This window comes from Lactococcus sp. KTH0-1S, assembly GCF_052544945.1.
Map to the genome: position 1 here is coordinate 1,220,928 of NZ_CP195165.1, position 12,879 is coordinate 1,233,806.

Here is a 12,879-nt window from a genome sequence, read left to right on the forward strand (position 1 = left end):
AAATAGATTTTCTCTAAGTAGTTCTTTAAAGTACCAAAGATAGATTGGGACTTTCCGAGTACTTCCTTGATACGAAAGATTCTTATCTTATTTTTAACGATTAAAATAATAACGCTCTCTCATTTTTTGGTATATCTTTCCGAAAAAGTTTGCTTTTTCTTATTGAACGACCAATGAATGGCTAATAATTTTTTTAAATACAATACTGACCTCAATACCAGATTTTAATACTTAAAAAAGCCATTATAATAGTGGATTTTTTAAGTTAAGTTCAAGCTAAAATAGTTGAAAGACCATTCTCTGATAGTATTAGCTAGTATATTTTTTGCTACTATTACTGCTGCGGCAATGGAATTCTTACTCATAAAAATATAATTGTTTCTTCAAGATTTAATACTTAAAAATCGTGAGCAATCTTCACTAAAGATATTCTCACTCAAAATCTTACTTAATTCTTGACTCACATTTCGATAGATGAGTGATGGAGTATTAGGAACAACATAATAGTATTTTCCATCATTTTCATAGATGGGGTCATCCATACTAGTAAAATGCGTTCCTTCAATTGTATTTCCGGCATCAGCTGCTACATCAATAATAAATGTCCCTTTTTTCAATGATTTTTGTTCTGATAAACTTAAAATTGGGTCATCATCTTTCCCAATTTCAATTCCATTGATAATGATGTCGTACTTTGTATAATTTTCTTTGAAAATTGACATTGTTTTTCGATAATACATTCGGATGTTTGAGGAATATTTTGAAATACTACTAAAGGCACCCTGCGCAATATTTCCAGAACCTAAAATAGCTATTTTTGTCTCTTCAGTTGGAATAAATCCATATTGCAACAAAGCGTCTATAACCCCTGCATAGCCTGCGTAAAAACTATTTTTATATAATAGACCCTTCGGAATACCTGATTCAAATATCTCATTTTCATAATAAATGCAAGGTGAGTTACTATCTAAGTCTACTACAATTAATTTTTTAGGCAGAGCTTGGTCTTTCATGAACGATTGCCCTGAACCAAAAGGGTGTGTCCAGCCTATAATCATCTGTCCCTCTCTAAGATAGGAATAATCAGTAGGCTGGATGAGTTTTAGCGAGAAGATTGCTTCTGATTCCGCAAAAACTTCAGCTCTTGATAAAATATGACAGCCTTTATCAATGTAATCTTGATCATCAATATCTAAAAATTTACCAAACCCCTCCTCTACCAATATTTCATTTTTAAAATCTTTAATGTCTTTTGGTAAGAGTGGAACTCGTCTTTCTCCAGGGAAGTTTGCTTTTACTAGGCCAATTTTCATAGTTTTTCCTTCTTTTCTTTATAATTTTATAAATTTTTCTAAAGAGATTTTTTCTTTTTTAACCAGTACCAAACTAATACACTGATTAGAAGTGAAATAACAATTACAAGTAACGAACCATAAGGGACGCCTTGAAAAGGCAACTTGAGATTTATTCCCCAAAACCCATAAGTAATTGTTGGTATTGTTAAGACAACTGTAAGCTCAGTTAACGTTTTCATGATATTGTTCAACTGAAAGGAACTATTATTATTTATAATTGTATCCAAGCTAGAAAGGTACTTATTATAAGCTCTTACCAAAGAGTCTAAGGTGTCCATCCTCTCTTCAAGAAGAGTTACTTCAGTTTGCATATTAATTTCTTTAATATTTTCCATTTGTTCTCTTTTTATAAAGCTTAATATTTTTCTATCGGAATCAATGATAAAATCTAACAAGATAAGATATTTTTTCAGTCACAAAATTTCATTAAATATTGTCTCTGAAGGTCCTAAACTTTGTATTTGTGTTTCCAACAAACTAATTTCTTCTCTTTTCTCTTTAACATCTTCAATCACTTTTTGGATGCTCACATTCAAAAGCTGGATAAAATTCACCTCACTTCTTTCAACACCTTCTCCTGTATTTTTAAAAAAATCAGAAATGAAATCTTCTTTCTTACTCGTTACAATAATGAGCTTTTTCTCTAGTTTTAAGATAATTAAAGCCTTTATTTTCCGATTCAAATCATTTTTCAAGTTTTGGTGAGGTAAAATAAAAAGTATCTTTAATTCTTTTTTACCTGTCTTTGTATCAGATATCTCGTGTATCACTTCCTCCTCTTCATACAAAAGGTTTTCCAAATCAAGCTGATACTCTTCTTTAAAAAAATCGTAGATTTTATCTTTAGGGTTAAAAAGATATACCACTGAGTGTAAAGAATTACTGTTTGAACAGTTAAGCTCCTTTAAATTACTATTTTCCCCGTCCACTTCAATATAATCTATCATGAAAGATCTCCTTATACTTATTTGACTCGATACTTCTATCTAAATAAAAAACTATATAATTGAAGTCACTTACTAAAAAAGCCTCATAATAGAGGCTTTTATTTCTCACGATTTATCTAGAAATTTATTTAACTCTAGCTTCTTTATCTGTATTGTCTTCTACTTTGTCTTTTACTTTATCAACTTGATCAGAGGTGAATTTTCCAGTTGTTTGAGCCGCACTAGTCACTCGATCTTGAATACTTACATCATCTTCTTTTTGTTGTTCTTTCGTTTTAATATCTGTGACTGTTACGTTAACTTCAACAACTTCTAATTCTGTCATTGCCGCAACCTCTTTACGAATGACTTCTTTAATTTTTTCATAAATATCAGGCACATTCTTACGATATTCTGTAACTACTTTCAAGTCTACTGCAACTTGTGTTTTCCCAACTTCTACGTCAACACCTGTTGTAACATCATCAGTATTAATAAGTTTTCCTGTTAGATTTGAGAAGAATCCGCCTTCTACGGAAAGAAGTCCATCCACTGATTCTAATGCTAGTCCTACAATCTTTTGCACAACTTTATCTTCATAAGTTAAAGCACCCTTAATTTCTGGTTGGGTTTCCTTTGTTTTAGGAGTTTCTTTTTCTGCCATTGTTCCAAATGCTTTCATGTTTTCTTGTACCATAATATTCTCCTTTTATAATGTTATTTACGATCTATAAATTGATCAATGATTCCTGATTTTTTTAAGAATAGACCAATATAAATTCCTAATCCTATTAAAAATAAAACCAAAATCATTTTCCAAAATCCAATAGTGAAGATACACACAGCAATGAGTGCACCTACGATTCCCCCTATAATCGGGTATCGATTTTTTTCGAAATAATCCATTGATCCCTCCTACATAACACGTTGTCGTTTAGGGTTATCGTCTTTACTTAATGTGTTGACTTTTACTTTAAGTTTAACCGTATGTTCCAACCCAAAGAAGTTTTTTAACCCTTCAATGATTTCCTGTTCCAGAACTTGGGCTTTTTGGGCCACTTCAACTCGAGGAACAATCTCACCTTTTATATCAATTTTTATCTTATTTTTAAAAAGTGAAACAGTAATTTTTGAGTTTTTAAGGTAATCATTTTCTTCTACTTTTTCACCTACAAAACCCTCAATGGCAGACTTTTTTAAAGTTAAATCTCCATTATTTGAAGTGAGTTGTACATCCATATAGGTTCGAGGGTAAAAAAGAATTACAATCAAGGCGAGAATTAATATGACTGTTAAAACGATGTTCCCCCAAAACAAATAGTCTGTCATATATTTTCCTATGAACGGAATGTTACTAGAGGTCGTTGTCATCCAATCATATTCCATGAAATTGTAATAATCCCAAGTCATTGGTAAAACAAGCGTAAGTAAAACGAGATCAAGGATAATTAATATTATTTTCTTTCCAGTTGCCAAAATTCCTCCTTTCTTGATCTTAAGATATTAAGACCTACTGATTCATTCTAGATAAGAAGAAAGAAACTACAGCAACCACAATTACTGCACCAACAATTGATGGTATTAATGCCATGCCAGCAAGCGATGGCCCCCAGGTCCCAAGTAAAGCTTGACCTACGAAAGACCCAACTAACCCTGCTAAGATATTAGCAATCCATCCCATTGAACTTCCCTTATTTGTAATCGCACCAGCGATTAATCCGATTAATGCACCAACAATTAATGACCAAATCATATGTCACCTCTTTCTTTAGAATACAATTTATGATCTAAACCTAATCTAACACAATTAGAAAGCGCATTCAAATGATATGACTCATTTTATAATTTATTAATACTATATGTACCTTCAACTATCTCAGAAAGACTATTAAAGAACTAAATAATGTCCTTTACTTAACCCAATTTTTATTATATCTCTCATTTTTTGAGCACAATAATATTATATGCTACCATCAAATTGCATGTTTTAAAGATCATTTTTTAATATCTAAATTTGCATCCAAGATTTGCTCCTGGTATGATAAAACTTATACAATAGAGGTAAAGCCTATTGGAAAAACAATTATAAACATATTATTTCACAATTGAGTATAGTTACGTTAAACTTTGTACTATACAGTTAATGGTTAGATATTCTGTTAACTTGAAAGCCTGCAAAGGTTTAGTATTATTGACATAATATTCATAAACTTAAACGACCAGAAAGGAAAATAGAACAAGAAAATGATTGAACAAGAAAAACACACGCTTAATGATGGACATTTGATTCCTAAAATAGGGTTAGGAACATTTCAGATTCGTGGATATGAAGGGGTGGAGCAAATTTTAACGGCTATACAAAGCGGTTATCGTTTACTTGATACCTCAACTAATTATGATAGCGAAGGAGCAGTTGGAGAAGCAATTCGTCGTTCTGGCATACCTCGGTCAAATTTTTTTGTGACAACTAAGCTACCTGGTAAATATCACCATTTTGAAGATGCTTTGAAGATGATTGAAGAGTCTTTATTACGAACAGGATTGAGCTATTTTGATCTTTACTTGATCCACTGGCCATTACCAAAGCGAGATAATTATGTTGAAGCTTGGAAAGCACTAATTGCAGCAAAAAAACGGGGTCTTGTAAGATCAATTGGGGTATCCAATTTTGAGGAAGATCATCTCGATAAAATAATTCAAGAAACTGGTGTTATACCAGCAATTAATCAAAATGAGATTCACCCTTACTGGCCTCAAGAAAAGCTTTTGAAAATTAATAAAAAGTATGGCATTTTAACTGAGGCATGGAGCCCTTTAGGCCGAGGTAGTAAAGAGCTTGAGGAAAGCCTGATTCAAAACATAGCTCAAAAATATGGTAAGGATACTGGGCAAATCATTTTAAGATGGCAAGTTGAAAGAGGTATTATACCTGTTGTTAAAGCAACTTCTCCAGAACACCAAAGAAGAAATATAGATATTTTTGATTTTTCACTTTCTTCTGAGGAGATTAATAAAATCACAAGCTTAAAACGAGAAGATGGCAGGGTAGATAATCAAGATCCCAATGAGTATGAAGAATTTGTTTAATTGTATTACTATGCTCTTGAATAATTAATTTCAATTGAATATAGGAAGAATTGCTTCCAAAAAAAACCACTAAAATTTTCAAGTGGTTTTTTGCTTCTATAATGAATTATTTTAAAGGAATCTAACAATATTCCCATATTCGAAATAAAAAATATATGACATGCACAACTAAACAATATCTCCCCTTACAGAACATTTATAGTGTCATCATCAAACATCTCTATGGAATGGCCTTAGATGACTACCGATACCAAAATGTATAATCTAACAACAGAAATCAAGTACAAGTAGGAAACACTTGAACATGCTGGACAGGCTTTCCATCATCATCAAGAATTATATTTGAATTAAATTTTTTCTCAATTGATTATGTGACTTTGATTATAGAAAATTTTTTCTTATGGCTCATTTATTTAAAAAAAAAAAAAGAGTTAGTACTGTTTCTAACTCTTTTTTTGTATATTATTTTAGTTTATTTACTTGCAAATTGAATAACCATATTAAAGAGAAGGGCACCTAAGCTACCGCCAATGATTGGACCTAAAACAGGTATCCATGCGTAAGACCAGTCTGAATCTCCTTTACCTTTGATAGGTAAGATGGCATGCATGATGCGAGGACCTAAGTCACGTGCGGGATTTAGAGAGTAACCTGTCGTTGCACCAAGTGATAAACCAATGGCTGTGATAATGGCACCTACTAAAAGGGGGGAGACACCCGAAGTTTGCGTAATAGCGTATTGACCGAAGGCGAGAATTCCTGTCGTCAATACTGCAGTACCTACAATTTCACTAATCAAATTTGAGCTTGTCTGACGAAGAGCAGGACCTGTAGAAAAAGTGCCCAAGATATCTGCTGGATTTTTTGTTTCAGCATAGTGAGGGTAAAACATTAGGTAGAGGATAATGCTAGCGACCATTGCACCAAGCATTTGCGCAATAATATAAGGAATAACCAAACTCCAGCTAAAGCTCCCAATCATTGCCATTGCAATTGTTACTGCTGGATTCAAGTGGGCAGGCGACATAAATCCAGAAATGTAAACCCCCATCATTACTGCAAATCCCCAACCGAGAGTGATAGCAACCCAACCCGCTCCTGTTGCTTTCGTTTTGTTCAGGACAACGCCTGAAACGACCCCGTTACCAAGAAGTATTAAGATAAATGTTCCTAAAAATTCACCAAGTAGCTGTACCATTTCTGAGTGCATATTGACTCCTTATTTCTATTTTTTATTTGTTTCAATTATCTTCGAACTCTTTTTATTTCTTCAAGTCTGACAAGTCAGATTCACGAAGCGCTTTTTCCAAAGCTTTTTCTTGTTCTGCTTTTTCTTCTACAGACCAACCGAGGAAGTCCGCAATGACATTGACGACATGAACTTTGATTGTATCTATACTTTCACGCATAAATAAAATATGGTTAGTGCGACGAAGCAAGTAGTCTACCGGTGTCAAGATCATTTCATCCTCAAGCGCATAGCGCAGACGGGCTGATTCTGCTAAAGATAAGCCTTCATAAGGTTTCATTTCAGAAGCATAGGCAAAAACTTGGAGTGAGTTCATTCCATAAAAGTCCGCTATGTATTTCGCTTCCTCTTCTGTAAGACCTGCAACAACACCGATTTTCATGTTTTCAGCAACAACTTCTTCAACCTTAGTTGGATCAAATTCACCACCAGAGATCTGGTATTTTTTAGAGTCGATTGGTTCATATTTCAAATCAAAGTCCTCAACAAGTAGTTGACAAATAAGCTCCATCGCACCTGCTGCCATTTTACGGTAGTCAGTGATTTTTCCACCAGCTAAAGTAATCAAACCATCGCTCTCACGTTCAAGTGAACTCCCACGAGAAACGGAAGATGGTGCATCTGCTTTCTCTGAAAGACTTGATTCCATATTGCTCAATAAATGCTCTACTTCAGCTTTAGTTGCTGTTTTATTTTTATAGCGAAGCACAGCCTCTACGACAGCGTTAAAGCTAGTCTCAGAAACTGCACCGTTATCACCTCCGTTATAGTCTGAACCCGAATTCCCGCCTAGCAATGGACGCAATCCAGCCCATGAAGCTTCAATATCATTAATCGTGATATTTGCTCCAGGATAACGGAAATTGATGACATCTAAAAGGTAGTCCACATCTTCTTGAGTAACCTTTGGATCGTTAAAGTCACCATGATAATCCGTATCTGTCGTACCAAAATACGTTTTACTTTCACGTGGAATGGCAAAAACCATACGTTTATCATGTTTTCCTGTATCAAAATATGTTGGTTGAGGCACAGGTAATTTGGCAGCATCAACCACGAGATGGACTCCTTTTGTCGGACGCATTTTTGGCACAATCGGACGAGTGAAGTTCAAGTAACGTATCTTATCTACCCAAGGACCACTTGTGTTAATCACAAGTTTAGATTTTACTTCAATGACTTCATCTGTCAATAAGTCACGCGCCCGAACACCAGAGATTTGTCCATCAGTATAGATAAAATCAATCACTTTCATCTTGCTGATGGCTTTTGCGCCGTCTTCTACAGCTTTTTTAATATTGTCAATCACCAAACGTGAATCATTGTTACGGTAGTCAAGATAAACCCCTGCACCTTGCAAACCTTTTTTCTTGATCAGTGGCTCACGGCGTAGCACTTCTTCTGGTGAGATGGTATAGTTGGCATATGGAGAACCTTCATCAATACCTGCCAACCGATCATACAAATCCATGGCGATTTTCACAGAAAACATATCAAAAGTCGTTTTGCCTTCATCATTGTAAATAGGAAGTAACATCGGGTCTGGCTTAGGAATATGTGGCGCAATACTTTGAACAACAGAACGTTCTGAAACAGTGTCGGAAACGACTTCGACATCAAAGTTTTTTAGATAACGGATACCCCCATGCACGAGTTTCGTTGAACGTGACGATGTTCCTTCTGAAAAGTCCTGCATTTCAAGCACAGCAACTTTCATGCCAGTGGCTGCCGCTTGTAAAGTCAATCCAGCACCAGTAATACCACCTCCGATAATGAGTAAATCCATTTCTTCATTCTGTACTTTGGTGATTGCTTCTTGTCTTGTTTTTTTAGAAAAAGCCATTTCTATTCTCCTTTATGTTACTGTCTAATTGATTATTATTTGAAAGCGCGTGTTGCATTCACAGCTTTTTTCCAACCGGCATAGAGTTCTTCTCTACGTTCTTCTTGCATCTGCGTTTGGAAAATTTTGCCAGGCTCATAAGATTCTTTGAGTTCTTCTAAATCTTTCCAAAAACCAACTGCAAGACCTGCTAGGAAGGCTGCACCGAGCGCTGTCGTTTCCAAATCTCCCGCACGTTGAATAGGGATATTCAAGATATCGGCTTGGAACTGCATCAAGTATTCGTTATTTGCTGCGCCACCATCTACTTTGAGTACAGACATATCGATTCCTGTATCTTCTTTCATGGTGCTTACTACATCACGGACTTGATAAGCTATCCCTTGTAAGGTTGCTTTCACAATATCTTCTTTTGTTGTTCCACGTGTTAAACCAAACATTGCACCACGTGCTTCTTGGTCCCAATATGGTGCGCCAAGGCCGACAAAAGCTGGAACCACATAAACTTCATCTTGACTCATAGACTGGAGTGCAACTTCTTCAGAATCACTGGCACGATCCAACATCTTCAAACCATCACGTAACCATTGGATTGATGAACCTGCAACAAAGATACTTCCTTCTAAGGCATAATAAACTTTTCCGTTAATACCGTAGCCAATTGTTGTGAGCATGTTATTTTTGGAAATATGTGGTTTCTCACCCGTATTCATCACGATAAATGAACCTGTACCATAAGTATTTTTAATCATCCCTGGTTCAAAGGCCATTTGACCAAATAATGCGGCTTGCTGGTCACCAGCCATACCTGAGATTGGTACTTCAGATCCGAAGAAATGAAATCCTTTTGTCACACCATAAACTTCTGAGTTAGATTTAACCTCTGGAAGCATTGAAGCCGGGATATTCAGAATTTTCAGGATTTCTTCATCCCATTTTAACTCGTGAATGTTGTAGAGCATAGTACGACTGGCATTAGAGTAATCTGTATAATGTACATCGCCATCTGTCAACTTCCATAAAAGCCATGTATCAATTGTTCCAAAGAGCAGCTCGCCTCGTTCCGCCCGCTCTTGTGCTCCTTCAACATGGTCAAGAATCCAACGAATTTTTGTAGCTGAAAAGTATGAGTCGACAATGAGTCCTGTCTTTTTGTGGAAGAGTTCATCATGCCCTGCATCTTTAAGACCATTTGCAATATTGGAAGATTGACGTGATTGCCAAACGATAGCATGGTAGATTGGTATACCTGTTTTTTTATCCCAGATAATGGTTGTTTCACGTTGGTTAGTAATACCAATACCAGCAACCTGCACAGGCTTAATACCAGATTCGATAAATGCTCCTGCGATAACAGATTGAACAGAGTTCCAAATTTCGTTGGCATCATGTTCCACCCAACCTTCTTTAGGAAAGTACTGTGTAAATTCCTTTTGGGAGCTGCCGATATGTTTACCATGTTTATCAAATATAATAGCTCTTGAGCTTGTTGTACCTTGGTCAATTGCCATAATGTAAGAAGTTTCTGTCATGTTGTTTCTCCTTTGTAAACGCTTTCTATGATTTATATTATAGCATTTTAAAACGAATAGAAACTTTCATTTTTTATCAAATTCAAAAAAAAATTGGCAGTCGAAAATAAACAACAGATTCGAATAGAAAAATTACTTGAATTTGGGCAGTTTGTGCTTACTAAGAAATAATGAGAGAGGGAGTCTCTACCCCAATTTAATTTTAACCTTATTTGAGTTGCTATTCTTAATTCTTCATCTATTCTTTAATAAATTCAGTGAGAAAATGCTAAATAATGGGAACGCAGTAATATATTCATAAATGTAAAATAATATTCACGTGAAAACATAAAAAAAGAGGAGAGCACCCCTCTTTCGTGTTTCATTCTTAATTCAAAATTGCTTTTTTTTGAAATTTTTCTTTTTTTAAGCTTTCAATACGCGACAATAATTCTTCAAAATCATAATCACTGGAAAACTCGGAAAGTATATAGACAAGCTTTCGACTATCATTTCTTTTACTTGAGATAAGCAGATCATAGTTCTGGCTTTCTTGGTAATGCTCCAATTTTATCTTTTCAACAGATCTGAGGTGATTTTTCAGATATTGTTCCATCGGGATTTGATAAGCAGGTGTATCAGACAAATCATAAGCCACCGTCAATTGTTGAGCAGATAAGAGCTCCAGCAACATCAAGGCATTGCGATAACCAAAAATGAGTTCTGGCAAATCTTGCTCTTTGGGTATATAACTTAAAGCAATATCTTTGAGGTTATCGAGTAAATCTTGAAAACTCTTATCGACCCAGTTTTGTTTATGTAGCATCAAATCTTCTTGAATTTTGGTAAAGAGGCTACCTTGGAAAAAGGTGAATTTATTGTTTACTTGAGCTAACTGATAACTGATGGATTTCTCCTCTTCGAAACCTAAACGATGGGGACGATAGTGGTTTAACATTCGCTCTCTTAAAGAAATATTCAAGAGAACAGTTGGAATTTTTTTACTGCGGTAAATATCAAAACGGTAATAACTTTCTTTATCTAGAATGAAAAAAGATTGGAGAAAACTGTAGAAAAAAATTGTTTCACAGTTATCTTTGCTTTGATTGTCATAAATATGTTGATAAAAAAGAGAATCCAATAGTTGATAGAGATGATCATCTTGGTATATTTTCTTCATTTCCAAAGATTTAGTAATTTGAATATCTGTAATTTTCCGCCTTTTTTCTGTGATTGCGAACCACCGATAAAGTTTATCTTTGCTACTTTCGGAAAAATTTACTTTTAATGTTTCTTCAAGTTGCCGTACAAATTCAACCTGAAATTTAGTGACTTGCAGCAAATCTGGTCGAAATTTAGGATGAAGCGAATCAAATAGCAGATAGTAAAAATAGCGAATTTGACTTTCTTCTCCAATCAATTTATTATTTTTGATTTGAATATCAAATTCCAATAAAAGTTTATTGAGTTCTTTGATTTTGCGAAACAAAGTAGATTCACTGAGTAGCAAGAGTTCTGCTAATTCAAAAATCATGTAATTTTTTTGTTCTAAAAATAAGAGAATCAGGCGATATTTGATACTATCTTGGATTAAAAAACTGATGACTTCATCTAAGGTTTGTGATTCCGACATGTTTAGAACGAGTTTATTGTTCTGACGAATAACTTCCATGGGTTTCCCAATCATCCGTCCTATATAAGATATATCCTCCAAATAACTCTGAACCGAAGGTCGAGAGAGGTTTACCCAATCACACAGTTCCTGCGCAGTTAGTTTATCATGTTTGAGGAACAACTGACGTAAAATCTTAACCTGTATTTGTTCTTTCTTTTCAAGTAAAACTTCAATATTCACAGCTGTTCCTCTTTTTCTAAATTAATATTTTTTGTAGGAGTTTTCATATTCTCATTCTATTTTATCACTCCCCTATATTTTGTTATTAAAAATTGCTCAGTATGAACATAGTAAATTGGACACTAAAAAGAATATGACCAAAAGCCTTATTCTTCTTTTAAACTTCTATATTTTGCGACTAAACTATAAAAGTGATTAGATAAACTTAGATTATAATCTGTTTATCAAACACTAAACATGTTTTATATTAATTCACGATAATATATAAACTAATATAACCAAATCCCTTTTAGTAAATATACCAATGAATCAATAAAAAAATAAATACCAATACCTAATATAAATAATGATATTATTATTCTAGTGACATTACTTAATTTTTTTCTTCGGTTATTTTTATCTAAATACCTACTTGCTATTTTAATCAATTTTTCATAGACATTAAATATTAATGATACTACTAAAGTATATAAAGGAATCTGTCCTAACAACATCCAAATTGTTAAACATAATGTTGTTAATAGTATATTCCCCTCTTTTGCACTTAGTGCAACCACTGCCCAAAAAGTCGGATCTGACATAGCCCAAAACCCAAAAATAAAACCTGCAAGTGGCATACTTCTCTTTGCAAATTTCATAAATTTCGATTCTTTCTGATCATCTACTCTTTCTTTATTTCCTTTTAGTAAGGTAGATCTTATAAACCAAGCTACACATACAATGGATATCAAAAAACCGGTAAATACATAAGCCATATCTGGAATATGATTCATTATATTTATAAAATAATTCAAGCTTATACTAGTACCGTATGAAAATATTAATCCGAAAACGACCGTGGAAAGTAGAGCCATTAAAGAAAATAAATATACTTGTTTTTTCTTTGTTCCATTTGCTAGTGCAGCCATTATAAGCACTGCTCCCACTGGATCAAATCCACCGAATCCTAACAAAATTGATGATAGTATTAATTTCATCTATCATTACCTCCATGTATCAATTTCTCTAGCAACAATCTTTTAAATTTTTGTAAATTCATTAGGCATCCATTAC

Annotated in this window: 13 protein-coding genes; 1 reads left to right on the plus strand and 12 read right to left on the minus strand. The window is 34.1% G+C overall.

All coding sequences use genetic code 11. The annotated features are described in order from the left end of the window. Window positions 1-383 precede the first annotated feature (383 nt). The 7 genes from ACRYLU_RS06015 to ACRYLU_RS06045 form a co-directional block, all read right to left on the minus strand. The gene (locus tag ACRYLU_RS06015; protein WP_445080763.1) at window positions 384-1,313 is read right to left on the minus strand and encodes a N(5)-(carboxyethyl)ornithine synthase; all 930 of its coding nucleotides are present in this window, start codon (window positions 1,311-1,313) and stop codon (window positions 384-386) included. A 38-nt stretch (window positions 1,314-1,351) separates the two neighbouring features. Beyond that, a complete protein-coding gene (locus tag ACRYLU_RS06020) occupies window positions 1,352-1,750 on the minus strand; it encodes a CorA family divalent cation transporter (RefSeq protein ID WP_445080764.1) in 399 nt (132 codons plus the stop codon). Between the two features lie 18 nt (window positions 1,751-1,768). Beyond that, the gene (locus ACRYLU_RS06025) at window positions 1,769-2,302 is read right to left on the minus strand and encodes a hypothetical protein (protein ID WP_445080765.1); all 534 of its coding nucleotides are present in this window, start codon (window positions 2,300-2,302) and stop codon (window positions 1,769-1,771) included. Between the two features lie 124 nt (window positions 2,303-2,426). Continuing rightward, window positions 2,427-2,978, minus strand: a complete 552-nt coding sequence (locus ACRYLU_RS06030; protein WP_038600901.1) for an Asp23/Gls24 family envelope stress response protein — start codon at window positions 2,976-2,978, stop codon at window positions 2,427-2,429. Between the two features lie 20 nt (window positions 2,979-2,998). Then, a complete protein-coding gene (locus ACRYLU_RS06035; RefSeq protein ID WP_011835142.1) occupies window positions 2,999-3,187 on the minus strand; it encodes a DUF2273 domain-containing protein in 189 nt (62 codons plus the stop codon). Window positions 3,188-3,196: 9 nt separating this feature from the next. Continuing rightward, the gene (gene amaP, locus ACRYLU_RS06040; protein ID WP_118263369.1) at window positions 3,197-3,757 is read right to left on the minus strand and encodes an alkaline shock response membrane anchor protein AmaP; all 561 of its coding nucleotides are present in this window, start codon (window positions 3,755-3,757) and stop codon (window positions 3,197-3,199) included. 34 nt (window positions 3,758-3,791) lie between these two features. Beyond that, on the minus strand, window positions 3,792-4,034 hold the full coding sequence (locus ACRYLU_RS06045) for a GlsB/YeaQ/YmgE family stress response membrane protein (RefSeq protein WP_038600893.1): 243 nt from the start codon (window positions 4,032-4,034) through the stop codon (window positions 3,792-3,794). Window positions 4,035-4,525: 491 nt separating this feature from the next. Here ACRYLU_RS06045 and ACRYLU_RS06050 point away from each other — a divergent pair, with 491 nt between their 5' ends. Continuing rightward, window positions 4,526-5,368, plus strand: coding sequence for an aldo/keto reductase (locus tag ACRYLU_RS06050; protein ID WP_038600890.1), 843 nt, complete (start codon window positions 4,526-4,528; stop codon window positions 5,366-5,368). A 472-nt stretch (window positions 5,369-5,840) separates the two neighbouring features. On the opposite strand, the gene ACRYLU_RS06055 is transcribed toward ACRYLU_RS06050, so the two are convergent. The 5 genes from ACRYLU_RS06055 to ACRYLU_RS06075 all read right to left on the minus strand — a co-directional run bounded on the left by ACRYLU_RS06055 (window position 5,841) and on the right by ACRYLU_RS06075 (window position 12,803). Then, window positions 5,841-6,578, minus strand: coding sequence for an MIP/aquaporin family protein (locus ACRYLU_RS06055; protein WP_038600887.1), 738 nt, complete (start codon window positions 6,576-6,578; stop codon window positions 5,841-5,843). A gap of 52 nt (window positions 6,579-6,630) precedes the next feature. Next, on the minus strand, window positions 6,631-8,460 hold the full coding sequence (glpO, locus tag ACRYLU_RS06060; RefSeq protein WP_038600884.1) for a type 1 glycerol-3-phosphate oxidase: 1,830 nt from the start codon (window positions 8,458-8,460) through the stop codon (window positions 6,631-6,633). Between the two features lie 35 nt (window positions 8,461-8,495). Then, window positions 8,496-9,992: a glycerol kinase GlpK gene (glpK, locus tag ACRYLU_RS06065; RefSeq protein ID WP_038600881.1), complete on the minus strand. Its 1,497-nt coding sequence runs from the start codon at window positions 9,990-9,992 to the stop codon at window positions 8,496-8,498. Window positions 9,993-10,359: 367 nt separating this feature from the next. Next, entirely contained in the window at window positions 10,360-11,826 is a 1,467-nt protein-coding gene (locus ACRYLU_RS06070) for a helix-turn-helix domain-containing protein (RefSeq protein ID WP_118263368.1), read from the minus strand. 269 nt (window positions 11,827-12,095) lie between these two features. Continuing rightward, entirely contained in the window at window positions 12,096-12,803 is a 708-nt protein-coding gene (locus ACRYLU_RS06075; RefSeq protein ID WP_038600875.1) for a hypothetical protein, read from the minus strand. Window positions 12,804-12,879: the final 76 nt, after the last annotated feature.